This window comes from Nonomuraea angiospora, assembly GCF_014873145.1.
GTDB lineage: Bacteria > Actinomycetota > Actinomycetes > Streptosporangiales > Streptosporangiaceae > Nonomuraea > Nonomuraea angiospora.
Map to the genome: position 1 here is coordinate 59,896 of NZ_JADBEK010000001.1, position 24,992 is coordinate 84,887.

17 protein-coding genes are annotated in these 24,992 nt (G+C 73.0%); 12 read left to right on the forward strand and 5 right to left on the reverse strand.

From position 1 onward, the window contains the following. Nucleotides 1-91 precede the first annotated feature (91 nt). Both H4W80_RS00260 and H4W80_RS00265 read left to right on the forward strand, forming a co-directional pair. Complete coding sequence (locus H4W80_RS00260; protein ID WP_192783190.1) at nt 92-778, forward strand: GNAT family N-acetyltransferase; 687 nt, start codon at nt 92-94, stop codon at nt 776-778. A gap of 483 nt (nt 779-1,261) precedes the next feature. After that, entirely contained in the window at nt 1,262-2,194 is a 933-nt protein-coding gene (locus H4W80_RS00265; RefSeq protein WP_192783191.1) for an aminoglycoside phosphotransferase family protein, read from the forward strand. Nucleotides 2,195-2,224: 30 nt separating this feature from the next. Here the strand turns inward: H4W80_RS00265 and H4W80_RS00270 are convergent, their stop codons facing one another. Further along, nucleotides 2,225-4,942, reverse strand: coding sequence for a helix-turn-helix transcriptional regulator (locus H4W80_RS00270; protein WP_192783192.1), 2,718 nt, complete (start codon nt 4,940-4,942; stop codon nt 2,225-2,227). A gap of 549 nt (nt 4,943-5,491) precedes the next feature. Between H4W80_RS00270 and H4W80_RS00275 the strand changes: the two genes are divergently transcribed. The 8 genes from H4W80_RS00275 to H4W80_RS00310 all read left to right on the forward strand — a co-directional run bounded on the left by H4W80_RS00275 (nt 5,492) and on the right by H4W80_RS00310 (nt 16,395). Further along, nucleotides 5,492-6,280: a bestrophin-like domain gene (locus H4W80_RS00275; RefSeq protein WP_225963160.1), complete on the forward strand. Its 789-nt coding sequence runs from the start codon at nt 5,492-5,494 to the stop codon at nt 6,278-6,280. 2 nt (nt 6,281-6,282) lie between these two features. Then, on the forward strand, nt 6,283-6,846 hold the full coding sequence (locus H4W80_RS00280) for a hypothetical protein (protein WP_192783193.1): 564 nt from the start codon (nt 6,283-6,285) through the stop codon (nt 6,844-6,846). Between the two features lie 102 nt (nt 6,847-6,948). Beyond that, the gene (locus H4W80_RS00285) at nt 6,949-7,782 is read left to right on the forward strand and encodes a phosphotransferase enzyme family protein (protein WP_318786630.1); all 834 of its coding nucleotides are present in this window, start codon (nt 6,949-6,951) and stop codon (nt 7,780-7,782) included. Between the two features lie 29 nt (nt 7,783-7,811). Continuing rightward, nucleotides 7,812-8,825 carry a LacI family DNA-binding transcriptional regulator gene (locus H4W80_RS00290; protein WP_192783194.1) on the forward strand — a complete coding sequence of 338 codons (1,014 nt, stop codon included), beginning with the start codon at nt 7,812-7,814 and terminating at the stop codon, nt 8,823-8,825. Between the two features lie 37 nt (nt 8,826-8,862). Then, the gene (locus H4W80_RS00295) at nt 8,863-12,357 is read left to right on the forward strand and encodes a protein kinase domain-containing protein (protein WP_192783195.1); all 3,495 of its coding nucleotides are present in this window, start codon (nt 8,863-8,865) and stop codon (nt 12,355-12,357) included. A 38-nt stretch (nt 12,358-12,395) separates the two neighbouring features. Further along, nucleotides 12,396-13,448 carry an NAD(P)-binding domain-containing protein gene (locus H4W80_RS00300; RefSeq protein WP_192783196.1) on the forward strand — a complete coding sequence of 351 codons (1,053 nt, stop codon included), beginning with the start codon at nt 12,396-12,398 and terminating at the stop codon, nt 13,446-13,448. Nucleotides 13,449-13,583: 135 nt separating this feature from the next. Next, complete coding sequence (locus H4W80_RS00305) at nt 13,584-15,284, forward strand: serine/threonine-protein kinase (RefSeq protein ID WP_192783197.1); 1,701 nt, start codon at nt 13,584-13,586, stop codon at nt 15,282-15,284. A 112-nt stretch (nt 15,285-15,396) separates the two neighbouring features. Further along, a complete protein-coding gene (locus H4W80_RS00310) occupies nt 15,397-16,395 on the forward strand; it encodes a coiled-coil domain-containing protein (protein WP_318786631.1) in 999 nt (332 codons plus the stop codon). A gap of 456 nt (nt 16,396-16,851) precedes the next feature. On the opposite strand, the gene H4W80_RS00315 is transcribed toward H4W80_RS00310, so the two are convergent. The 4 genes from H4W80_RS00315 to H4W80_RS00330 all read right to left on the reverse strand — a co-directional run bounded on the left by H4W80_RS00315 (nt 16,852) and on the right by H4W80_RS00330 (nt 20,963). Further along, nucleotides 16,852-18,369, reverse strand: coding sequence for a sugar ABC transporter ATP-binding protein (locus tag H4W80_RS00315; RefSeq protein WP_318786632.1), 1,518 nt, complete (start codon nt 18,367-18,369; stop codon nt 16,852-16,854). A gap of 142 nt (nt 18,370-18,511) precedes the next feature. Beyond that, entirely contained in the window at nt 18,512-18,916 is a 405-nt protein-coding gene (locus tag H4W80_RS00320) for a DUF5360 family protein (RefSeq protein ID WP_318786633.1), read from the reverse strand. Further along, nucleotides 18,900-19,451 (reverse strand): TetR/AcrR family transcriptional regulator, encoded by a 552-nt coding sequence (locus H4W80_RS00325; protein WP_192783199.1) that lies wholly within the window; start codon nt 19,449-19,451, stop codon nt 18,900-18,902. Before H4W80_RS00325 ends, H4W80_RS00320 begins: the two co-directional genes overlap by 17 nt. 711 nt (nt 19,452-20,162) lie before the next feature. Then, entirely contained in the window at nt 20,163-20,963 is an 801-nt protein-coding gene (locus tag H4W80_RS00330) for a DeoR/GlpR family DNA-binding transcription regulator (RefSeq protein WP_318786634.1), read from the reverse strand. Nucleotides 20,964-21,125: 162 nt separating this feature from the next. Here H4W80_RS00330 and H4W80_RS00335 point away from each other — a divergent pair, with 162 nt between their 5' ends. Both H4W80_RS00335 and H4W80_RS00340 read left to right on the forward strand, forming a co-directional pair. Next, a complete protein-coding gene (locus H4W80_RS00335) occupies nt 21,126-23,657 on the forward strand; it encodes a PA14 domain-containing protein (protein WP_318786635.1) in 2,532 nt (843 codons plus the stop codon). Between the two features lie 267 nt (nt 23,658-23,924). Then, entirely contained in the window at nt 23,925-24,992 is a 1,068-nt protein-coding gene (locus H4W80_RS00340; RefSeq protein WP_192783200.1) for an ABC transporter substrate-binding protein, read from the forward strand.

Below are 24,992 nucleotides of genomic sequence, written 5' to 3' on the forward strand. Positions count from 1 at the left end.
GCCGTCCGCGCCCGCTCAGGCGCATGAAGCGGCCGCCGAACACGGGCGGAAACCGGATGACGTGCCGTCGGGAGGCCATCACGATGGTGTCATGCTGGTCGATCACTTTCCGCCGGCCGGGCTGCGGCTGACCACGCCGCGGCTCGAACTGCGGCTGCCCTCGCCCGAGGAACTGGCCGAGCTCGCCGACCTGGCCGCCGGCGGCGTCCATGACCCCGACGCCTCGCCGTTCCTCGTGCGGTGGACCGACGCGCCGCCCGCCGAGGCCGCCCGCAGCGTGATCCACTACCACTGGCGGCAGCTCGGCTCGTGGACCGCGCGGGAGTGGTCGCTCGACCTCACCGTGTTCCGGGACGGCGTGGTCGCCGGGCAGCAGAGCCTCGCCGCCCGGGACCTGGGCATCACGCGTCAGGTGCGCACCACCTCCTGGCTCGGCCGCCGCCACCAGGGGCAGGGCGTCGGCACCGAGATGCGGGCGGCCGTACTCCACCTCGCCTTCGCCGGGCTGGGCGCCGAGGAGGCGCTGTCAGGCGCGCTCGAGCACAACGTCGCCTCCCTGGCCGTCTCCCGCAAGCTCGGCTACGAGCCCGACGGCCGCCGGCGGCACGCGCTGGACGGGAGGATGGTCGTGGAGCACCGGTTCCGCCTGAGCCGGGACGCCTGGGAGCGGCACCGCACCGTTCCCGTCCAGATCGACGGGCTCGAGCCCTGCCTGCCTCTGATGGGCCTCGACGCGCCGCCCGCGGCGGCCGGCAGTACCTGGAGGGCGAAGAGCTGAGGCGCCGCCCCGAACTCGGCCGTCACCTCACGAGAAACCCCGCCGGCCCGCGCGATCAGAGGGACCGCGAGCATGACGCCCGCGCCCATCACCCCGAGCACGAGGGACAGCCAACGCGCGTCTTTCAGGATGGGCAGCGCCTCGGCGGGACGATCGCGGCGGGCCGCGACGAACGGGGCCATGCCGCGCAGTCCGCCGGACACGGCCGCGGTGACAGGGGCGAGCACCGCGCCGACGAGGGCGAAGGCCGCCAGCTGAACCGTCGCCTGGTGTCCGAGCAGGGAGGTGCCGAGGAGCTGGGCGATGACCCCGGCGCTCACGGACAGGAGGAGAGGCGCTGCCGCGTTCAGGATCACGCGATGAGGAGTGGGCATGGAAAGCAAAATCCCGGGCGGATAACCGCTCGGGACAAGTTGACTATACCCTGGCCGAGCTCGGGCCGGGTGGTGGTGGCGGCGGTGGGCGGGCACGTAGGGTGCCCGGATGATCGGGATACCGGAGGCGTTCACGCGGAGCACCGTCGAGCGTGAGGGAGACCCGGGCGCGGCGTGGCTCGCCGAACTGCCCGGGATCGTGGACGAGCTGCTGGAGCGCTGGGGGTGCGCGCCGGACGGCGAGGTCATGCACGGGGGCGTCGGGATCGTCGTCCCGGTGCGCGGGCGGGTCGAGGGGGACGCCGTGCTGAAGGTGTCGTTCCCGCATCCCGGCAACGTCCACGAGCCGGACGCGTTCGCGGCGTGGGGCGGGCGTGGAGCCGTCCGGCTCTACGCGCGCGACGACGAGCGTTTCGCCATGCTGCTCGAACGGGTCCGGGCGTCGATCCTGGCGGAGATCGAGGACGCCGACGAGGTCGTCACGGTCGCGGGCCGAATCAACCGCCGCCTGGCCGTCCCCGCGCCGCCCGGCCTGCCCCGGCTGCGGGAGCGGGCCGGCGCCTGGGAGGAGCAGCTGCGCAAGGACGCCGAGGAGCTGCCGCACGCACTGCCGCGTCACGTGGTGGACGCCGCCGTGGCGACCGTACGCGAGCTGGGCCCCCTCCAGCCGGACCTCCTCATCCACGGGGACCTCCACCCCAGGAACATCCTGCGCGCCGACCGCGAGCCCTGGCTGGCCGTCGACCCCAAGGGGCACGCGGGAGACCCCGCCTACGACGGCGGCACGCTCCTCAAGTCACGCGCGCTCACCCTCCTCGAGGCGGACGACCTGCGCAAGGCCCTCCACCGTACGCTGGACGTCTTCGCCGAGGCCGCCGAACTCGATCGCGAACGCACCCGGCGCTGGGCCCAGTTCCACGCCGTCCAGGCCGCGTTCTGGGGCCGGCGCCACGGCTTCCGCGTCGCCCGCGACGGACCGCGATTGGACTGGCTCGTCGAGTTCGCGGATCGTCTGTCGGAGTTGCTCCTGGAACGCTCGTAGCGGAACCCCGGCCGGCGTCCGCTCCGGGTGTCAGTGCATGAGCTTGGTGGTGAGGGCCACGCGTGAGCTCACTCCCAGCTTGGCGTACGCGTTCCCCAGGTGGTACTCGATCGTCTTCACGCTGAGCACCAGCTCCCTGGCCACCTGCCGGTTCGTCATCCCGGTCGCCACCAGCCGCGCCACCGCCTGCTCCTGCGGGGTCAGCCGCAGCAGCGGGGAGGCGCCCGGTTCGGCGCGCGGCAGCCCGCACGCGCTCAGCTCCTGCTCGCACCGCCCCACGTACGGCGCCGCGCCCAGCTTGGCGAACAGCCCGAGCGCCGGCTCCAGGTGCGACTGGGCCTGCCTGCGGCGGCCCAGCCTGCGCAGGAACCGCCCGTACGCCAGCCGCAGCCGGGCCTCGTCGAACGGCAGCCCGGCCCCCGCTCCGGCGTGCGCTCCCGACCCGCCCTGCACCCCCGCCCCGGCATGTGCGAGAGCGGTGGTGAAGGCGGCGTCGGCCAGGGCGTTCTCGTGGCGGGCCGCGTGCAGGCCGCCCCGGCAGCGGGCCGCCGTGGCCAGCGCCGAACGCCTGCCGCGCCGCCCCGCCAGCCGCTCCACTCCGACCAGGCAGGTCTCGGCCCGGTCCAGCTCGCCCAGCCCCACCAGGGCGTCGACGAACAGGTCGAGCCACTGTACGACGCCGGGCTCGTACACGATGTCGTGCACCTCCACCGCCAGCAGCGGCTCCAGCGCCGCCACCGTCGCGGCGTGGTCGCCCCTGGCGGCGGCCAGGTGCGCGGCGGCGCTGCACCCGTGCGCGAGTGCCGCCACCGAGTCAGCGCCGGCGACGGCCGCCCGGACGTGTGACTCCGCGAGCGGCCAGTCGCCGCGCGAGGCCGGGACGAGCGCGGCCAGCCCGTGGCAGATGGGCGAGAGCCACCGCTGGTCGGCGTCGTCGGCCACGGACGCCGCCGTCTCGGTGTGCAGGGCGGCGTCGTCCCAGCGGCCGGAGCGGTACTCGACCTGCCCCAGCATGGCCGTGGCCAGCATCCGGAACGGCACCGAACGCTCCCCGCACGCCGCCACCACCCCCGACAGGTCGGCCAGCCCGCCCGCCAGGTCGTCGGAGCAGGTGCGCAGCAGCCCGCGGCCGAGCAGCGCGTCCAGGTCGGCGATCGTCGCCGACGCCGGCGGCGGCAGGCCGGCGGTCGCGGCCAGCGCCGCGTCGATCTCGCCGGAGACGGCCAGCCCGGTGAGCTCGGTGAAGCGGTTGTAGTCGATGCTGAGGCGGTAGCCGGGGGAGTCGCGGGCGCGTTCGGCCCAGCGGGCGGCCTGCCCGCCCTCGGCCTTGACCAGGCAGAGCATGGCGAGCTGCTGCGCCGCCCGCGCCGCCAGGCCCGACTCGGGCGGCCCGGCCCGCTCCCAGGCCGTGATGAGCTGCGCCCGCGCCTCCTCGACCTGGCCGCGCACCATGGCCAGGTGGCCGAGCGCGTAGCCGCGCACCGCCGGATGCGCGTCGTCGGGCAGGCTCGCGGTCAGCCCGGCCGCCTCGTCGACCCGCCCGTCCAGCAGCAGCGCCTCCACCGCCTCGGCGGCCAGCGGCGCTGGGTCGCCCGACAGCTCCGCCGCCGCCTTCAGATGCTCGGCCGCGCCGCCGAACGCGCCCAGCCGTACCTGCGCCCGGCCCAGCTCCGCCAGCTCGGCGGCCAGCTCCGGGCTCGGGCCCGCCACCGCCTCGATGCGGTGCCGCAGCCGCGCCTGCTCGCCCTCCGCCACCAGCGCCGCCCGCGCGTGCAGGGCCGAGCGGTGCGCCGGGCCCAGGTCGCGGTAGACGGCCGCGCGGATCAGCGGATGCGCGAACGCCGCCACGGGCCCGCGCGAAGAGGACCGTTCCAGCAGCACGCCCTCGCGCACGGCCTGCTCGAGCGCCTGCAGCGGCTCCGCCACCCCGGCCACCCGCGCCGCCAGGTGCAGCGGGCACGACATGCCCAGCACGCTCACCGCGCCGACCAGCTCGCGCACCGGCGGCGCGCACCTGGCCACCTTGGCCAGCACCAGCATCGTGTACGACCTGGGCGCCGGCAGCGGCTGGGCCAGGTCGTCCAGCGCCTCCGGGGGCACCTCCTCCAGCAGCGCCCGCAGGTGCAGCGGCACGCCCTCGGTGTGGGCGACCAGCCTGGTCACGGCCCGCTGCGACACCCGCCCGCCGGCCAGCGCGGCCACCTCCGGCTCCCGCAGCCCGCGCAGCCGCAGCCGGCGGGTGGTGCCGGCGGCGATGAGCCGCCGCAGCCCCTCCGGGCCCGGCAGCGTGGCGGCCTCGCGCAGCATGAGCACCGCCATGACCCGGTCCACGCGCAGCCTGCGCAGGCAGAACGTCAGCGCCCGCAACGTCGGCGCGTCCGCCCAGTGCACGTCGTCCACGACCAGGCAGAGCGGCTCGCTCGCCTGCCGCTCGCTCAGCTCCGGCAGCAGCGCCGCCCCGACCGCCAGCGGATCGGGCGGCTCCACCGCGGCCGGCGCCTCGACCTGCGCGGGGAGCCCGCCGAACAGCCTGGTCAGCGTCCCGTACGGCAGCAGCGCCTCGCCCTCGTCGCCGTCGGTGAACAGCACGTTGCCCGTCCCGCACGTCTCCAGGAACCGCTGGACCAGCGTCGTCTTCCCGATCCCCGCCGGCCCCTCGACCACGACGAGCCTGGGCAGTCCGGCGCGGGCGCGCTCGAACTCCGCGGCCAGGCATCGGAGCTCCTGATCCCGTCCGACGAACGTCATACCGTCCTCCGCACCCTGGGAAATCCAACGTTGCGCGCCAGGGCGGGCGGCTCAAGTAAGACTTGCGTGTCCCCTTGTCCAGAGGGGGCGCGGAAATCAGGGGTTATCCCCAGGTGCCGCCCCAGGTGGCCGGGCCGGTCCGGGTCCCAGCGGCCGTCGCGCGGGCGGCCGGACCTGCCGCGCGGGCGCGAGGCCCCGTACTCCAGGGGAAATCCCCGGGGCGCTCCCTGAAGCGCGCGGCCCCGGGGCGGCGGACCATGTGAGGCGGGCCCCAACGGGAGGGGTGCGGGCGAGGGCTGCCGGCGGTTCGCGCAGAACGGCCACCGGTCCTCGCCGCGCAGGAGGGCACGCCTCCCGGACCCGTGTCACCACCGTCGCACGGGAGGCCCGCGGGGCGGTCACGCACGTAGCCACACACGTGGCCGCCCCGATCCCGTTCATCGACTCGCGCCGGACCCGGATGCGGGCCCTGAGGTTGCCGGGCCTTTACCGATCTGTGCTTCGCGCCATCATTGCACTGTGTGATAGTAATGTGACGTTGCGTATCCGATGAGTTTCGGGAGATTCTTCATGGTGGCGTACACGCTCTCAGTCGTGGCGGCGGTGGGCGCGGTGGCGCTCACCGCGCTGATCTTCAGGAAGGTCAAACGGGCCGAAGAGGACCGCGACCCCGGCGGCCCGTCGGCCGCGCACGCGGGAGCGATGCTGTCGGCCATGTTCCTGCTGGTCTTCGCCATCGCGATCATCGTTCCCTGGACGACGGCCGACGCCGCCCGCCTCAACACCCACACCGAGAGCCAGGCGACCGTCGACGCCTACTGGGCGGCCGACGCCCTGCCGGGCACCGCGCCGCAGGACGTGCGCAGGGCGCTGCGCGACTACGTCACGTTCGTGGTCAGGGACGAGTGGCCGCTCATGGCCGAGGGCAGGATGGACCCGGTCGGCGCCGCCAGGATGGACGAGCTGCGCGGCCGCGTCACCGACCTGCAGGTGACCGGCGACAAGCAGGAAAACGCCAAGACCGCCGTGCTGGAGAAGCTCAGCGCGATCTCCACCGCGCGGGCCCAGCGCGGCGCCGACGCCGCCGCCACGCCTCCCGCGGGGCTGCTGCACCTGACCATCCTCACCGGGGTCCTGGTCGCCGTCTTCCCGTTCCTGGCGGGGGCCAGGCCGAAGGGGCTGGCGATACTGCCGCTGCTGGCGACGGCCGCGCTGCTGGGCTTCGGCATCTACCTGACGTGGGACATCTCCCACGCCTTCGCCGGGCCGCTGGCCGTCGGGCCCCAGGCGTTCCAGGGGGCGTTGCAGGAGTTCGCCCGCATCGGCGGGGGAGTGTGAGCGTGGGCGTCCGGCGCGCTCCGCTGCTGTTCGCCGTCGCCCTGGCCGCCGTGACCGTGGCGGGTCCCGCCGCGGCCGACGGGGTGCCGTGGCCGCGCCCGGTGCCTCAGGTGACCGTACGCCCCCCGGCACCCCCGAAGAACGTCACCGTCGGCCCCACCGTGAAGGTGCCCCGGGTCCGGACGCGGCGCTCGCCCGGGCCCAAGGTGTCGATCTCGGTGCCGCCCCGCAAGCGCGGGGCGCCGCCCGCGGTCGTGCTGCCGCACGTGACCGTCTACCGCGACGGCGTGTGCACGGCGGACGTCCAGGTGGGGGAGTGCCCGCGCAAGAAGGCGGGCCGGGTGCGCCCATCCGCACCCTGGGCGGCGCCGCTGCCGGTGCCGACGCCCACCCCCACCCCCAAGAAGACGCCCAAGCCGAAGGCGGTCGTCCCGCTGACGCGCTACCAGCGGGCCGCGGCGGGCCCGGCCCGGCGCAAGAGCCCGCTCAACACCGTGCTGGTCATGACCGTGGTGGTGTCGGCGATCACCTCGACGACGGCCGTGGCCTTCCGCTCCCGCCGCTGATCCGTTTATTCGCGTGCCCTGCCCCGGCGCCGCGTGGCACACTGACCGCCGGGCCCGGAGATCATCGTTCCGGGTCCGGCGGTGATCGGGGGAGAGGCGGTCGTGGCCGACGAAGAGGTGCTGGCCGGTGGCGGCGTCGACCACGTGGTGCGGGCCGACGAAGAGGTGCTGACCGGTGGCGGCGTCAACCATGTGGTGCGGGTCGGCTCGACCGTGCGGCGGCCGGTGGGGGCCTGGACCCCGGCCGTGCACGCGCTGCTCGGCCACCTGCGGGCGCGCGGGTTCACCGGCGCGCCCCGGGCGCACGGGATCGACGGCGAAGGGCGGGAGATCCTGGACTTCGTGCCCGGCGACGTGCCCGGCTACCCGCTGCCGGAGTGGGCCTCGACCGATGACGCGCTGGTGGCCGTGGGCGTGCTCCTGCGGGACTATCACGACGCCACGCTCGGCTTCCCCGCCGATCCCGACTTTTCGTGGTACTTCCCGCCGGTGGGCCCGGCGGAGGTGATCTGCCACGGCGACGCGGCAACGTACAACTGCGTGTTCCGCGACGGGCTGCCGGTCGCGTTCATCGACTTCGACACGGCGCACCCTGGGCCGCGGATCTGGGACGTGGCCTACGCCGCCTACCGGTTCGTCTCGCTCAGCGATCCCCGGCACGAGGGCGTGGGCTCGTGGCCGGTGGCGGAGCAGGCTCGGCGGCTGCGGCTGTTCGCCGACGCGTACGGGCTCGGCGACGCGGACCGGCGCGCGCTCCCGTCCACCGCGCGGGCCCGGCTGGAGCACCTCGTCCGGCACATGTACGACCGGGCCGCCGCCGGCGACGAGGCGTTCGCCGGGCACATAGCCCGGGGCGACGACCGGTTCTACCATGCGGACATGGCGCACCTGGACCGCTGCGAGGCCGCGTTCCGGTCCGCCCTTGTGTCACGCTGATGATTCCCGGGTCCAGGTCAGGAGGCACGATGCCGGACACCCCCAGGCGCGCCACCCTGGCCACCGTCGCCGCCTCGGCCGGCGTGTCGGTCGCGACCGTCTCCAAGGTGCTCAACGGCCGCAGCGACGTCGCGCCCGCCACCCGATCCCTGGTGGAGTCGCTGCTGCGCGAGCACGAGTACGTCCAGGCCACGCCGCGCCGCGAGCCGTGCGGGAGCGTCGAGCTGCGGTTCGACGACGACCTGACCGCCTACTCCATTGAGATCATCCAGGGCGCGGTGCAGGCCGGGGCCGAGATCGGCGTCGGGATCGTCGTCAGCATCAAGAAGGACGCCGGCCACAGCACCGCCTGGGTCCGCGACCTGGTCGCCGCCGGCCGCACCGCGCTGATCGCCGTCACGTGCGAGCAGCTGGCCGCCCAGCAGGTGGCCGCGCTGGCGCGGGCCCGCCTGCCGCTGGTGCTGATCGACCCGCTCAACCTGCAGAGCGCCAGCGTGACCAGCGTCGGCTCCACGAACTTCGCCGGCGGGCTGGCCGCCACCGGCCACCTGCTCTCGCTCGGCCACCGCCGCATCGCCTACGTCGGCGGCCCGGCCACCGCCGCCTGCAACCAGGCCCGGCTGCACGGCCACCGCGCCGCCCTGGAGGCCGAGGGCGCGCCGATGATCCCCGGCTACGTGTGGAGCGGCCAGTTCCGCTACCACGACGGGCTGCTGGGGGGCGCGGCCGTCCTCGACCTGCCGCGGGCGCCGACGGCGATCTTCGCGGGCTGCGACGAGCTGGCCCTGGGGGTCATGGAGGCGGCCAGGGCGCGCGGGCTGCGCATCCCCGAGGACGTCAGCATCGTGGGCTACGACGACACCCAGGTCGCCCGGATGGCCGCGCCGCCGCTGACCACGGTCCGCCAGCCGCTGCGCGAGATGGGCGGGATGGCACTGCGGACCGCGTTGCGGCTGGCGGCCGGGGAGAAGATCGACTCGCACCATGTGGAGCTGGCCACGGAGCTGATCGTCCGCGGGTCCACGGCGCCCGTGCGTGGCTGAGGCCAACCAATCGAGCCCCGTTCGCATCAAACGTCACGTGGAGAGTCTGGCGCCGGGCGATCCGGTCAAGATCGGCAAGTACTGGCTCGCCGGGCGGCTCGGCTCCGGCGGCCAGGGTGTCGTCTATGAGGCGTACGACGACGACGGCGGCCGGTACGCGCTCAAGGTGCTGCACGCGGAGGTGCGCGACCGGCTGGCCAAGGAGGCCGCCGCCGCCCGCCGGGTCGCCTCCTTCTGCACCGCCAGGGTGATCGACGCCGACCCCGCCGCCACCCCGCCGTACATCGTGAGCGAATACGTCGAGGGCGTGGACCTGCGGCGCGCCGGGCGGCGCTTCGCGGGCGACGACCTGCACCGGCTGGCCACCGCCGTGGCGACCGCGCTGACCGCGATCCACGAGGCCGGGGTCGTGCACCGGGACCTCAAACCGGACAACGTCCTGCTCGGTCCCGACGGGCCGCGCGTGATCGACTTCGGCATCGCCCGCACCGAGGAGATGTCGCGCACGGCCGGCGACCACGTCGCGGGCACGCCCACGTACGTGGCGCCTGAGGTCTTCTCCGGAGGCCGGGCCGGCACCGCGGCCGACGTGTTCGCCTGGGGCGGGATCGTGGTGTTCGCCGCCACCGGGCAGGACCCGTTCAGGGCGGAGACCCTCGCGGGGGTCATGCACCGGGTGCTCGCCTTCGAGCCCGGCCTCGACGCGCTGCCCGCGTTGCTGCGGCCGCTGGTGGCCTCGGCGCTGAGCGAGGACCCCGGGCGGCGGCCGAGCGCGCGCGGGCTGCTGCTCGCCCTGGTCGGAGGCGCGATCGACCCGCTCGGCGAGGGCAGCCGGCGCGGTGGGGGCCTGCGCGCCGCCGCGGCCGACCCGGGGCTCGGCACGCTGGCCGAGGACGCCTACGACCTGCTCGCCCCCGAGGAACGCGAGCTGGTGCCCGGCCTGCTGCTGCGGCTGATCACGATCGACGGCGACGGCACGGAGACCGTACGGCGGGCGTCCGTGGACGACCTGCTCCCCGAGCGGCCCGCGCAGCGCCGGCGCATCCTGGACGTCTTCGGCTACATCCTCACCGAACGCGACGGCGAGGTGAGCATCGTCCGCCCGGCAGTGCTGCGCGCCTGGCCCAGGCTGCGCGGCTGGGTGGAGGCCGACCGGCAGGGGCTCGGCGTCCTGCCCGAGATCTCCCGGGCCGCCCACTCCTGGCACGACCACGGACGCAAGGACGGCGACCTGCTCCAGGGCAGCAGGCTCGAAGCCGTGCTCGACTGGGCCGCCACCGGCCGGAACCAGGTGACGCTGACACCGCTCGAACGTGACTTCCTGGCCGCCGCGAGCGGCGTCACCCGGCGCCGGGCCGGCCGCCGCCGCCTGCTCACCGCGGCGCTGGCGGGCCTGCTGGTGGTGGCGGTGATCGGCGCCGCGGTCGCGGTCCAGCAGGGACGCAGGGCCGCCGAGCAGCGCGACCAGGCGGCGGCCGAACGCGACCGCGCCCGTGGCCGCGAGCTGGTCCACCAGGCCGCCGACCTGCGCACGGTGAACCCGGTGCGGGCCATGCTGCTCAGCGTCGCCGCCTGGCGGCTGGCCCCGGGCACCGACACCCGTTCCGGCCTCACCTCGGCCGTCCACCAGCGCGAGACCACGTCGTTCAGCCCGCCCGCCGACAAGGGCGCGGCCACGCGGGCGCTCAGCGGCGACGGCCGCCTCCTCGCCGCCGTGAGCGAGCGCGGAGTGCGCGTGTACGAGGTCGCGACCGGCCGCCAGGTCGCCTCCTGGACCTCGCCGCGGCTGGCCGCGGGCGTGAACCAGGTGGCGCTGAGCCGCACCGGCCGGCTGCTGGCCATCGCGGCCGGCCAGGCCATGACCGTGTGGCAGACGCGCACCGGCCGCCTCGTCGGCGTCAAGAACAAACCGGGCGACGACCCCATGCTGCTCCACCCCGATTTCGGCGACCAGGACTCGCTGCTGTCCATCAGCGTCACCGGCGGCGTGACGGACCTGTGGGACGCCGAGCGCGGCCGCGAGATCCCCACCAGGGCGTGGGACGAGCTCAGCCAGCTCACCGTCTCCTCCTCCGGCAGGCTGGTCGCGGTCGTGACGCCCGCCCAGGACGCGGTCCGCGTGTGGCGGCTGCCGGGCCTGCGGCGCGTGCGCGCGCTCGAGAAGACCTGCGGCAAGGAGCCGGTCGTGGGATTCAGCGCGGACAGCCGGCTCATGTACTGCGCAGGGGACCGCTTCCAGCTCCGGGACACCGCGACGGGCAGGCTGGTCACCGACTCGCAGTCGGTGGAGGGCGGCTGGACCTGGGCGGCGGCGGTGGCGCAGGCGGCCCCCGGCACCCGGTGGCGGATCCGGCTCAGCGCCGGCAACAGGCTCGTCGCCGGCGTGCGCGGGCAGCGCGTCTGGGTCTGGGACGTGGCCTCGCACACGGAGATCCTCCGGTACGAGGCACCGGGCGAGATCACCGACGTGTGGTTCGACCCGGCCGGCCGCGTGCTGCGCTACCAGGTGGACGAGCGCGTCGTCGGCCTCGACCTGCGGTCCGGCACCGCGCGCCCCGGCGTGCCCGCCGGGGCGCGGCCCCTGGCGATCAGCCCGGACGCGCGCCGGCTGCTGGTCCGCACTTCGTCCGCGTACCGGACCTGGGACGTGGCCGGGAGGCGCGCGACCGCGTCGTTCCCCGACCCCGGCAACCCGGCGCCGTGGCTGATCAGCCCCGCCGGTGACAGCCTGGTCTTCCAGGACGGCGCGGCGATCGTCATGTACGGCCTGGCCGACGGGCGGCGGCTGTGGGAGTTCGGGGGCATTCCGGCGTTCCTGCCCACGGGCGGGGCCTACAGCCGGGACGGCCGCCTGTTCGCGGCGGTCTTCGCGCAGAACAACCAGAGACACCATGACTTCCGCCTGCGGGTGTGGGACGCGCGCACCGGGAAGGCGGTCAGCAGCGTGAAACCGCCGCTCATCACCGGCGACATCGCCTTCCTGGCCGACGGGAAGACGATCGCGTCGGCGAGCGGGCACTTCTACGACATCATGACGGGCAAGCCCGTCGGCACCGGGTTCGGCGCGACCCGGAACCAGGCCTTCATGGTCGTCGATCCGGCCGGGCGGTGGCTGGCCACGCACAACGGGCGCCGCCTCAGCCTGTGGGACCTGAGCACCCGGCAGCTGCTCGTGCCTGACCTGCGCGTTCCCGGCCAGGAGCTCGACGCCGTCGTGTTCGCCCCCGGAGGCGACGTGGTCGCCGTCTCCGACGCGGGCGGCGGGATCCACCTGTGGGACGTGGCGACCCGGCGGCCGCTGAGCGGGGAGATCCGGCTCGACAGCGGCGGCGCCGTGCACCTCATGGCCTTCACCGCCGACGGGGGGCTGCTGCGGGCGGTCAGCGGGTCGGGGCGGGTTCACGACCTGCCGGTCGCGCCGGAGGCGATGGCGGGCGAGGTGTGCGCGCGGGCCGGCCGCACGCTCACTCTCCAGGAGTGGCGCGAGTATCTGGGCGGCACGGCGTACCGGGACGTGTGCGCGAAGACGTGACGGGAAGAGCGCGGGCCCGGCGGCGGTTTCACTTGATCGTGGAAGAGACCGAGGTGGTGTTGATCGGCGCCGGGCAGGCGGGCCTGTCCAGCGCGTACTTCCTGCGCCGGTTCGGGTTCGAGCCGGTCGTCCTGGACGCGGCCGGCGGGGCGGGAGGGGCGTGGCGTCACCGGTCGCCGTCGCTGACCATGGACAAGGTGCACGGGATCTTCGACCTGCCCGGCATCGCCCGTCCGCCGGGCGTGGACGGGCGCCGTCCCGCCGCCGAGGTGGTCCCCGCGTATTACGCGGCCTACGAGGAGGAGCTGGGGCTGGACGTCGTACGGCCGGTGCGGGTCGCCTCCGTCCGGCACGGCGCGGACGGCCGGCTCGTGATCGGCACGGACGCGGGGGAGTGGTCGGCCCGCGCCGTGATCAACGCGACGGGCACCTGGACCCGGCCCCACTGGCCCTACTACCCCGGCGCCCCGGACTTCGCGGGCCGCCAGCTCCATTACGCGGGCTACCGGGGGCCGGAGGAGTTCGCGGGGCGGCGCGTGATCGTGGTGGGCGGCGGGGCGTCGGCGATGCACGTGCTGTCGGAGATCGCCGGGGTCGCCGCCACCACGGCCTGGGTGACGCGGCGGCCGCCGGTGTTCCGGGACGACGACTTCGGCGAGAACGCCAGGCGCGAGGCCGTCGCGCTGGTCGAGGCGCGCGTGCGTGCCGGGCTCCCGCCGCAGAGCGTGGTGGGCGTCACCGGCCTCGGCTACAGCACGGTCGTACGCGAGGCCCTGGCCAAGGGCGCGCTGGAACGCCTGCCCATGTTCCGGCGCGTCACCGAGCACGGCGTCACCTGGTCTGACGGCCTCCACCTGGAGGTGGACACGATCATCTGGGCCACCGGCTTCCGCTCGGCCCTCGACCACCTCGCGCCGCTGCGGCTCAGGGAGCCGGGCGGCGGGATCAAGGTGGACGGCACCCAGGCCGCCAGGGAGCCGGCCCTGCAACTCGTCGGATACGGTCCCTCGGCCAGCACCATCGGCGCCAACCGCGCCGGACGCACGGCCGCGCGCAACGTCCACGGATACCTGGCGCGGCAGGCCGCCTGACCGACCTACTATGCGGGGTAGTAAAGATACCGATTGCGGCAGCGGTCCGGTTACTCCCGCGAAGGGACTCGACACGGCGTGTGACCCAGGTTAGCGTCCCGACATAAGGATCTTTATCTGGTCAGGAGGTCCCTCATGGAAGTTCCCGGCTACACCGAGATCCGGGAACTCGGACACGGCGGGACGGGCCGGGTGATGCTCGCCGTACGGGACTCAGACGGGCTGGCCGTCGCGGTCAAACACCTGTCAGAGCCGCTGCGCGCGGACGCCGAGTTCGTCGAGCGGTTCCGGGCGGAGGCCGAGGTCATCCGCGAGATCGACAGCCCGCACACCGCCCGCCTGCTCGAATACGTCGAGGGCCAGGACGACGCCGTCATCGTGATGGAGCTGGTCGACGGCGTCACGCTGCGGCGGCTGCTGGAGCACGAGGGCGCGACGGGGCCTGAGGCGGCGCTCGCGGTGCTGAAGGGCGCGCTGCTCGGGCTGGCCGAGGCGCACCGGCGCGGCGTCGTCCACCGGGACTTCAAACCCGAGAACGTCATCATCACCCAGGACGGCGAGAGCAAGCTCGTCGACTTCGGCGTGGCGGCCCACTTCGGGGAGACGGCCGCGCTCGTCGGGACGCCTCCGTACATGGCGCCCGAGCAGTGGGACGACGGGCCGGCCGGCCCCGCGACCGACGTGTACGCCGCCACGCTGGTGTTCTTCGAGTGCCTGACCGGCCACCGCGCCTTCCAGGGCGAGAACGTGGCCGCGCTCGCCTACCAGCACCAGCACATCCTGCCCCAGCTCGGGGAGGTGGAGGAGCCGCTGCGGCCGCTGCTCGAACACGGCCTGGCCAAGGACCCGGCCGGGCGGCCCTCGTCGGCGGAGGCGTTCCTGGCCGAGCTGGAGGAGGTCGCGCTCGCCGCGTACGGCGAGGAATGGGAGACGCGCGGGCGGGCCGGGCTCGGCCTCCTGACCCTGCCGCTGGCCGCGCTGTTACCGAAGCCGCAACCGGTTGCCGAGAGCACCACCAGCGTGGTGCAGAGCACGCTGGCGCCGGCGGCCAAGTTCGCGGTGACGGGCGGGCTGGTGCTGGCGACGGCCGCCGCGGTCGTGTCGGCGTTCGTGATCCTGGGCGACTCGCCGGGGCCGCGGCCGGGGACGGGCGTCGCGCTGCCGCCCGCCACGTCCGCCGCGCCGCCGCCCCCCGCGTCCGCCGAGCCCGGGCCGTCGCGGACCCCGGCGCCCGCCTCGCCGACCTCCGCGCCGCCGAGCTTGCCGACCACGGGGACGCCGCCCGCCACGTACGCCGGTCAGCCGACGGCTCCTCCCGGCTCACCGCCTCCCGCCGCTACCCGGGAGCCGACCGGCAGGCCCACCACGGGTGAGCCGACACGGGAGCCGACGCGCTCCACCCGCCCGACGGAGCGCCCGACGGAGCGCCCGACGGAGCGCCCGACGGAGCGGCCGACCGGGCGGCCCACCGAGCGGCCGACTGGGCGGCCCACCACGCGGCCGCCCACCGGCGAACCCCCGGCCACGAGACCCCCGGCGACCAGGCCGCCGGACACCGATCCGCCCGCCACCCGGCCCCCGGCCACGAGCGCGCCCGATCCCGGCACGCCGCCCGCGACCAGGAACCGGGAGCCGCTCATCTCCGTCTCCGTCAAGGTGTCGGTGAACCTGCCGATCCTCGGCGGCGGCGACGGTGACGGGCTGCTGGACGCCGACATCGGCCTCGGCCTGGGGTCGAGCCTCCTGGGGATGGTGGTCGTGCCCGGCTCGGTGCTGGTCGGACGGCAGATCGTGGCGCGGAGGGTACGACGGCCGCGCGATACCGAAAAGTTGTGAGTTGTGTGCGGAGCAGGATGATCCCCTACTATCAGCAGTCGGATAGAGGGCGTCCCCCGGCCTGGATAACTGCTGACCGGAACCTGCCCTGCGGCTTGGGGTGAGGAGAAGTGTGGCGGTTGCGTCCCGCGCCGACCGGCTCCGCGGACTGGTCCGTACGATCTCCGCGGCGACGCTCGCCGTGGCGTTGCTGACGACGGGCGCTCCGGCGCAGGCCGCGCCCAAGCCCACGGTGAAGCAGCTCAAGAAGGAGCTCGCCGCGCTCCAGAAAGAGTCGGACAAGCTCATCACCGACTACTACAGCAGCAGAATCGCCCAGCAAAAAGCCGAGAAATCGGAAAAGTCGGCACGGGAGAAGCTGGCCGCGGCCCAGGCGGTCTACGACCGCGAGTCCGCCGAGCTCCGCGCCATGGCCGTCGCCCAGTACATCAGCGGGGACTCCGGCCAGATCGCCATGCTCACCTCCGACCGGGACCCCACGTCCCTGCTCAACCGGATGGCGCTCAACCAGCACCTCGTCACGCTCCAGCAGAGCCGCCTGCGCGGCTACGCCCAGGTGCGGGACACCCACCAGCAGGCCAAGGACGAGGCCGACGCGCGCGCCAAGGAGCTCACCCAGACGGTGGACGAGCTGGAGAAGCGCAAGAAGAAGGCCGAGAAGCAGATCGACCGGATCAAGGAGAAGATCGACCAGCTGTACATCGGGCCGGGCGTGCGGCGGCCGGACGGCACGTGGGTGCCCCAGCTGCCCGGCGGGGCCGACAACATCACGCCCCGGATGCGGCTGGTCAGGCAGCTCATCAAGGAGCGGTTCGGCGTCCCGAACGGGATCGGGTGTTACCGGGCGATCCAGGACGGCGGCGAGCATCCGCTCGGGCGTGCCTGCGACTTCATGCTGAGCCGCGGCGGCGCGATGCCGTCGGGGGCGGAGGTCGCGCGCGGCAACGAGATCGCGGAGTGGGCGATCAAGAACTCGAAGCGGCTGGGGATCATGTACATCATCTACCGGCAGCGGATCTGGCACGCCAGAACCGGCTCCTGGCGCACGATGTCGGACCGGGGCGGCACGACCGCGAACCACTACGACCATCCCCATATTTCGGTCTATTAAAGGGTTCACCGTCAGCCGCGACGGCGCCGAACTCGAACGCGGGCGGCAATCACCGCAAGAACGAACCTACGCCCTGCCCCTCCAGCCCCGTCGGCCTCAGCGCCTGCCCGGCTCCGCCTCACCCCGCTGTCAGCGCCTGACCCGCCGGCCTCACCCGCCCTCAGCGCCTGGCCCTCGCGCTTCGCCCGCGCTCAGGGCCTGACCTCCTGCTTTTGCCCCGGCGCTCAGGGCCGGACCTCCTGCTTTGCCCCGGCGCTCAGGGCATGACCCTCTCGCCCCGCCTGCGCTCAGCGTCTGACCTCCCACGCCGCCCACTCCAGCGCCTGACCTCCCACGTCGCCCCCCTTCAGCGTCTGACCCGACCACTCCGCCTCCCGGCCCTCACCGCCTGGCCCTCCCACCCTGGACCTTCGCAGGTTGGGGGCCAAGCCCGGCCCGTCGCTCTCCCAACCCGGGCTAGGCTTCGGCGGCTTCGGCGGCGTTGGCATCGTCGGCGTCCTTGGCCAGGGCCGCCAGCAGCCGGTCTTCCGTGACCTCCGGCCCGACCAGCTGATCGGTGATCGCCCCGTCGCGCAGCACGACCACGCTGTCGCAGTTCTCCACCAGCTCGCTCACGTCCGACGAGATCAGCAGGATCGCCAGCCCGTCCACCGCCAGCTCGTCCAGCAGCCCTTGCATCTCCACTTTCGTCGCCACGTCCACGCCCCGGGTGGGCTCGTCCAGCAGCAGCACCTTGGGGTGCATGGCCAGCCAGCGCGCCAGCAGCACCTTCTGCTGGTTCCCGCCCGACAGCTCCCCGGCGGGCTGCCGTGGGGAGACGGCCTTGATCCCGAGCCGCTTCATGAACGTCGCCACGATGCTGTCCACCCGCGCGTCCGACACGATCCCCGCCCGCGACAGCCGGGGCAGGGCCGCCAGCGCGATGTTGTCGCGCACCGACAGCGTGGGCACGATGCCCTCGGTCTTCCGGTTCTCCGGCACCAGGCCGACGCCGGCGCGGATGGCGTTCCTGATCGACCACTTGCGGGAACGTGCCCCCGCCACCGTCACCTGGCCCGCGTCCACCGGCAGCACACCCGCGATGGCCCGGGCCGTCTCGCTGCGCCCCGCGCCGAGCAGCCCGCCCAGGCCGACCACCTCGCCCGCCCGCATCGCGAGCGACACCCCGTCCAGTACGTGGTGACGGGTCAGGCCCTTGGCCTCGAGCACCGGCAGGTCGGCGGACTCGGCCGGCTCGCCGGTGTGCTGGGCGGGCTCCACGGGGTGGAACGGCCGTCCCAGCATGAGCGAGACCAGTCGTAACCGGTCGAGCCCCGCCAGCGGTCCCGTGTGCACGACCCGCCCTTCGCGCAGCACCGTGACCCGGTCGCAGATCCCGTACAGCTCCTCCAGCCGGTGCGTGACGTACACGACCGACCGGCCCTCCTCGCGCAGCCGCCGCACAGCCCCGAACAGCGTCTCCAGCTCGCCCTGCGCCAGCGCCGACGTGGGCTCGTCCATGATGACCACCCGAGCGTCCGCCGAGGCGGCCCTGGCCAGCGCGACGAGCTGGCGCGCGCCCTCGCCCAGCGCGCCGAGCGGCCGGCGCACGTCCACCTCCAGCCCGTACGCGGCCAGCACCCGCTCGGCCTGGGCGTGCACGGCCGCGGAGTCGATCAGCCCGAGCCGCCCCCTGGGCTCCCTGCCCAGGAGGAGGTTACGGGCGACGCTCATGGTCGGTACGAGGTTCGTCTCCTGGTGGACGGTGGCGATCCCGGCCCGCTTGGCGTCGGCCGGGCTGGCGAACCTGACCGGCTCACCCATGAGGCGCAGCTCGCCCGCGTCCGGCTGATGGACCCCGGAGAGCACCTTCACCAGGGTCGACTTGCCCGCCCCGTTGCCGCCGATCAGCGCATGCACCTCGCCGGGGCGTACGGACAGGGTGACGTGGTCGAGGGCGGTGACACCCTGGAACGTCTTGAGAACGCCTGCCACCTGTAGCACGGTTGCCTCCGCCTCGATGGTGGTCGAGGAAGGAAACATTACAGTAACGGCCTTGTCGCATTCGATCAGAAACGAGCGCAACCCGTCACGCTCACCCGGAGCTCCCTGAGGTCGAGCCCCGAGCGGTTACCTGCTAGGAAGCGGTGAAGCTGGGTCGCGACCGCGTGAGACAGACGATCGCCGGGACCGGGAAGAGCATGAGGTAGAGGTTCGGCAGCCACCAGACCAGCGAGAAGTCACCGCGCAGTGTCCAGAACGCGATCGCCATCAAACCGGAGGCCATGGTCAGCACGAGCGAGACCAGCATCAGTCCCGGCCCGGACGGCGAGCCTCGGCGCAGGAGGTGCAGGCTGGCCAGGCCGGTGGCACTGGCCAGCAGGTCGATCCAGAGAAACGACCAGTTCCAATCGGCCATCAGCGGGTTGGTGTAGTCGGCGAACGCCCATTCGAGCGGGATCAGCCCCAGCCCGGTGATGGTGAAGTAGCCGACGAACGCCAGATCCGTGAGCAGCATCAACGCCTTAGTGACGCGTAGCACGGTCGATCTCCTCCATCAGGTAACGCCTGGTCCGTTCGTGCAGTGCCGCGTCTGGTTCGCCGAGCCCGAGCAGCCTGGCCGCCCACCAGCCGTCGATGGCCAGCCGTACCGCCGTCGCCGCGGCCGGGTCGATGCCGTCGTCGGTCAACCGGGCCTGCCAGGCGGCGAACCGCTCTCGCAGCGGGGCAAGCCCTGCCGGATCCACGAGCACCCCGGCCAGCAACGCGGCGGTCACCCGGTCGGCCGGGGCGTTGGGCGCGGTGTGGTGTTCGGGGATCGTCGCGTTCAGGTAAGCACGCAGAAAGTCACCCGGCTCGGCACCGGTCTCGGCCAGCGCTTGGTCGAAAGCGTTGGTCAGGCGGTCGACCATGGCGGCGACCAGCGCCTGCTTGGTGGGGAAGTGGTAGAACAAGCCCCCCTTGGACACCCCTGCCCGCCGAGCCACTGCTTCCAGAGTCAGGGCCTCGGCCCCCTCGGACAGCAACACCTCGGCGGCGGCGTCGAGCAGTCGTTCTTTCGAGCTGTGTCGCGGCATGAAGGAAACTATACCGGCCGACCGGTATAGTTTCTATCCGATCAGGCCGACAACCAGGTGCTCTGGCGCGATCAGCGAACGAGGAGCTCCGAGCGATCAGGAACTCCCGGTCGGCGTAATTGCGGTCTTGGGTGGAAGCCCGAGGCAGGCCGGCCACTGACGCCGAGGGTGATCAGGGCTACAGCCGGACGCGCTTCGACCTTCACCCCACGCCACCTCCACCGCCCTGCACCAGCTCGCTCACATCCCCGATGCTCGATCACCCCGCCCGCCCCAGCGCTCGGTTACCTCGCCGGCCAGCTGTCCGTCCTCGTCGGCCGGTGCCCCCACGCCCTGTTACCCGCCGGCACCATCACTCGCCGCGCACACCCTCGCCTCCCGCGCCTGCATGCCTGCGTGCGGCTCCCGCGCTCGCGCTCGCGCCCGCTCCCGTCTGCGCCCATGCCGGTTGCGACCGTTCGCCCGGCCGTGGTCGCCGCGTCTGTTCCGTGCTGAGCCTTTGCCCGTGCATGCCACCCCCCGGGGCCAGTCCGGAGCCGTGTACGGGCGACGCCGGGCCACTCCGGCCAGCCGGAGCGGGCCGGAACTGTGCGACGCGCGGCAACTTCGGTCAGCTGGAGCGGGCCGGAACTGTGCGACGCGCGGCAACTTCGGCCAGCCGGAGCGGGCCGGAACTGTGCGACGCCGGGCCGCTTCGGTCGGCCGGAGGGGTCAGAATTGGGCGACGTGGAGGCGGACGCCGCGGGCGCTCAGGTCGTCGAGTACGTCCCGGGGCGCCGTGTCGTCCGTGACCAGGTGGTCGATCCGGTCCGGCGGCACCGTCTGGACCATCGTGTCCACGCCGATCTTGGTGTGGTCGGCCAGCACCACGACCTCCTCCGCAGCCGTCGCCAGCGCTCGGTCGACGCCCGCCACCTGCATGTTGGGCGTTGACAGGCCGCGCTCGGCCGTCAGGCCGTTGCCCGAGATGAACGCCCGGCGCACCCGCAGCCCCGCCAGCGAGTGCTCGGCGGCGCTGCCCACCAGGGCCAGGATCGTGCCGCGCAGCGTGCCGCCGGTGAGCATCACCTCCACCCGCGGCGACCCGGCCAGCACTTGGGCGACCAGCAGGGAGTTGGTCACCACGGCCAGCTCGGAGTGCCTGGTCAGGCGGCGGGCGAACTCCTGCGTGGTCGTGCCGGGCCCGATCACGATCGCGTCGCCGTCCTCGACGAGGGCGGCGGCCAGGTCGGCGATGGCGGCCTTCTCGGCGGACTCGAGTGACACCTTGTGGGTGTATCCGGCCTCGCGCGACAGCTCGCCCGGCAGGGTGGCGCCGCCATGGTGGCGGTTGAGCAGGCCCTCCGACTCCAGCGCGCGCAGGTCGCGGCGGACGGTGACCTCGGAGGAGTGCACGGCCTGGGCGAGCTCGCGCAGCGACACCGCGCCGTTGGCGCGCACCAGCTCCAGGATGCGCTGCCGGCGCTCAGCGGCGAACACGGGTCTGCGTCCGTCGCTCTGCGTGTCGCTCACGTCCCGATCATAGTGGACAGGCCAAGATGAGTTCACCTCTGATCGTATGAGAACGAATTTGATCGGAAATCTTGACCGGCTCGGCCCGTCGGTGCTTACTTGAGAGCGTGTCAGGGTCAAAAGCTGTCCGAACCTGATCGGCGTGTTTCGAAAGGACCCCCCGTGCGCAAGCGCCTCGCGTTCCCGCTGGCCGTACTGATGTCACTGTTATGGCAGCCGTCGCTCCCCGCCACCGCCGCGGCTCCCGACCAGGCCGCCGCCGCCCCGAACGGGCTGCGCGGTGACTACTACCTCGCCTCCGGGGCGGGGAAGTTCGACTTCGCCGAGCTGAAGGCCAGCGTCGTCGACCCCAACCTGGAGCTGACAGACCTGAATCCGACGTTCAGGCTGCTGACCGGCAGGGAGGATGACGTCTCCGTACGGTGGACGGGGCAGATCCAGCCCAAGTACTCCGAGACGTACACCTTCTCCATCATCGGCGACAACGGCTTCCGGCTCTGGGTGGACGGCAAGCCGATCATCGACCACTGGGTGGACGACTGGGACCGGGAGCAGACCGGCACCCCGATCGCCCTGGAGGCGGGCAAGAAGTACGACGTCAAGGTCGAGTACTTCGAGCACTTCGGCGGCGCGAACCTGCGGCTGCGCTGGCAGAGCCCGAGCCAGCCGAAGCAGATCGTGCCGGCGGAGGCGTTCACGCTGCCCGAGGGGTTCGCGCCGCCCGGGCCGTCCGACGCCAGGGTGAACGCGGCCGGTGACGTCGCGGCGCTGACGTTCGCCAAGCCTCTGGGAGCGCTGCCGGCGGACGTCCTCAGCAAGCTGGACGTCACGGTCGCAGGCACCAAGTGGCCCACAAGCTCAGCAACCCTGAAAAATCCGCAAACGGTGGAGCTGAAGCTCAAATATCCGATCCCGTCCAAGGCCGGCAGCAGCGTCCGCGCCGCCTACGACGGCGCCGGCGGCCTCACCTACGCCGACGGCAGCGCGGTCGAAGCCTTCCCGTACGCCTACGTCACCAACGGCTCCGCCTACATCCTGCGGACGAAGTGGTCCGACGACGTCAACCCGGCCGCCCCGCTGCCCGAGTACCCCCGGCCCCAGCTCGTCCGGGACCGCTGGCGCAGCCTCAACGGCAAGTGGCAGTTCGCCCCCGCCAAGGCGGACGAGGCCGCGCCCGTCGGCCGCGACCTGCCCGAGCGCATCGTCGTGCCGTACCCGGTGGAGTCGCAGCTGTCCGGCATCGGCCGCCACGAGGAGCGCATGTGGTACCGCAGGACGTTCGACGTGCCCCGCTCGTGGCGCGGCGAGCGGCTGCTGCTGCACCTCGACGCGGTGGACTGGCAGTCCACGGTGTACGTGAACGGCAAGCAGGTCACCACCCACAAGGGCGGCTACGGCCGGATCACCGCGGACGTGACCGACGCGCTCAGGCACAGCGGCCCGCAGGAGCTGATCGTCGGCGTGTACGACCCGACCGACGCCGGCACCCAGGCCATCGGCAAGCAGCGGCTCGACCCGAGCGGCATCTGGTACACCGCGAACTCCGGCATCTGGCAGACCGTCTGGATCGAGCCGGTCGCCAAGCAGCGCATCGACCGCGTCGACACCGTGCCCGACCTGCGCGGCCAGGCGCTCTACGTGACCGTCCAGGGAACCGGCGGCAAGGCGACGGTCATCGCCAGGGACGGCCGCCGCGTCGTGGGCAAGGTGACCGGCCAGGTGGGCAGCGAGCTCAGACTCCCGGTGCCCAACCCCAAGCTCTGGACCCCCGACAACCCGCACCTGTACGACCTGGAGGTCAAACTCAAGGACGACAAGGTCGAGTCCTACTTCGGGATGCGCTCCATCGCGGTCTCCGGCAACCGCATCCTGCTGAACGGACAGCCCGTCTTCCAGCTCGGCCCGCTCGACCAGGGCTTCTGGCCGGACGGCATCTACACCCCGCCGACCGACGAGGCGCTGCGGTACGACCTGGAGCAGACCAAGGCACTCGGCTTCAACGCCGTCCGCAAGCACGTCAAGGTCGAGTCCGACCGCTGGTACTACCACGCCGACAAGCTCGGCCTGCTGGTCTGGCAGGACATGCCGGCGGCGTTCCGTACAAATGACAGACCCCAGTACGAGGCCGAACTGCGCGAGCTCGTCGACCAGCACCGCAGCAGCCCGTCGATCATCATGTGGGTGCCGTTCAACGAGGGCTGGGGCCAGTACGACCAGGCGCGCATCGCCGATCTGGTCAAGAGCTGGGACCCCTCGCGCCTGGTGAACAACATGAGCGGGATCAACTGCTGCGGCGCGGTCGACGGCGGCAACGGCGACGTCAAGGACTTCCACATCTACCCGGGCCCCGGCAACCCCGGCAAGCCGTCGGGGACGCGGGCGAACGTCCTCGGCGAGTACGGCGGGCTCGGCCTGCCGCTGATCGGCCACACCTGGTCGGGCGGCGGCTGGGGCTACGCGGTCGAACCCGACCCGGAGGCCCTCACCACGCGGTACGTCGGGATGGTGAAGGAGCTGGAGCGACTGCACGCCTGCGAGCAGCTCAGCGCCGCGATCTACACCCAGACCACCGACGTGGAGACCGAGCTGAACGGTCTGATGACGTACGACCGGGCGGTCACGAAGCCGGACGCGAAGCGCGTACACGATGCGAACACGGCCCTGACGAGCGCCATCAACCCGACCTGCACCTGAAACACCGCACCTGGACCAGGTCACCCGTTACACGCCGCACCTGAAACGCCGCACTTGAAACACCGTGCGCGGAAGGCCGTGCGTGAAGGCCGTGCGTGGAAGGCCGTCGTGGGACACCGCGGCTGGGAGCCACGTGCGTAGATCCTGCTCGAACCGCGTGCGCCCAGCCCCGCCTCAACCGGGGGCGTGAACAGGGCGCTCGCGGGTGAACGCCGGTCGCCCGGGCCCCTGTGGCCCGGGCGCCGGGACTGATAGGAAAGGAACGCCATGACCCCCCATATCCGGACAGCCGCATTAACCCTGGCCGTCCTCCTCACCGCGACCGCGTGCGCCAAGGCGGAGGCGCCGCAGAGCGCGCCCGCCGCCGCGAGTACGGCGGGGCAGCAGGTCGTGCAGTCGCCCTCCGGCTCGGCCGGGCCGACGTGCACGCTGGATCAGTTCGGCGGGACGAAGTTCGACCTGAAGACGGCCACGGTCGGGTTCTCCCAGTCGGAGAAGGAGGCCAACCCCTTCCGCATCGCCGAGACCAAGTCGATCAAGGACGAGGCCGCCAAACTCGGCATCACGAACCTCAAGGTCACCAACGCCCAGTCGCAGTTCTCCAAGCAGATCACCGACGTGCAGCAGCTCATCGCCCAGGGCGTGCGGCTCCTGGTCATCGCGCCCCTGAACTCCGACGGCTGGGAGCCGGTCCTCCAGCAGGCCGCGGCCAAGAAGATCCCGATCATCACGGTGGACCGGAAGATCAACGCCAAGGCGTGCAGCGACTACCTGACGTTTATCGGCTCGGACTTCTACGAGCAGGGCAAGCGCGCCGCCGACCGCATGATCGAGGCGCTGAACGGCAAGGGCAAGGTCGCCATCCTCCTCGGCGCCCCCGGCAACAACGTCACCACCGAGCGTACGAACGGTTTCAAGGACCGCGTCAAGGAGAAGGCGCCCGGGATCACGATCTCGTTCGAGCAGACCGGCGAGTTCGCCCGTGAGAAGGGGCAGCAGGTCACCGAGCAGCTCATCCAGTCCAACCCCGACATCAACGGCATCTACGCCGAGAACGACGAGATGGCCCTGGGCGCCGTCACCGCGCTGAAGGGCGCGGGCAAGGAGCCCGGCAACATCAAGATCGTGTCGGTGGACGGCACCCGCAGCGCCGTCCAGGGCATCGCCGACGGCTGGCTGCACGCGGTCATCGAGTCGAACCCCCGCTTCGGGCCGCTCGCCTTCGAGACCGCCCAGAAGTTCCTCGACGGGCAGCCCATCCCGGACAAGGTGGTCATCTCCGACCGGGACTACGACACGGGCAACGCCAAGGACTCCCTCGGTGAGGCGTACTGA